At 63.7% G+C, this 625-nt stretch carries 1 pseudogene; it reads left to right on the forward strand.

Features of this window, described 5'->3' with window-relative positions:
• Positions 1 to 385: pseudogene (locus ACNOHI_RS25090) on the forward strand (TonB-dependent receptor); the annotation flags it as partial.
• Positions 386 to 625: the final 240 nt, after the last annotated feature.

A 625-nucleotide genomic window follows, 5' to 3' on the forward strand; every position in this document is an offset into this window, starting at 1 on the left:
GAACCAGTATCTGTTCGGCGCGGACGAACTCGCCTACATCGCGGGTCATTACATCTACACCGATCACGCGCAGATGCTGTCAGGCTCGGCTGGCGCCTCCTATCTCTGGGAGGGCACGCGCTACAGCGTGTCGATGATCTATGGCAGCGGCCTCCGCTCGGGCTTTGCCAACACCGACCATCTGCCGAGCTATACGCAAGTCAATCTCGGCCTGTCGCACGACTTCAACATCGTCGCGCCGAACAAGCCGACGACTGTGCGCTTCGACGTGGTCAATGTGTTCGACACGATCTACCAGACCCGCGACGGCTCCGGCATCGGCGTGTTCGCCCCGCAATACGGACCGCGGCGCGGCTTCTATGTCGGCATGTCGCAGCGGTTCTAGCTGCGCGGCCCTCTTGTGGCGCATCCTTCGAGACGCCCGCCTCTGGCGGGCCCTCAGGATGACGTCGGAGTGTGTGGTAGCGGTTCTTGCCTCCCGGCTTTCGCCCATGAGAAAGTCCAGGCGCGATTCCTCCAGGGCATCACGATGGCGTCCGCTCCAAAAATGCTCCGCGTCGTCTTCGTGCAGTGCCGCGGCACGCCTTACGAGGTTGGCCGCGCGCAGGCCGATGCCTTTGCGGCG

Origin of the sequence: Noviherbaspirillum sp. ST9 (assembly GCF_048799745.1) — a bacterium.
Taxonomy (GTDB): domain Bacteria; phylum Pseudomonadota; class Gammaproteobacteria; order Burkholderiales; family Burkholderiaceae_D; genus Noviherbaspirillum.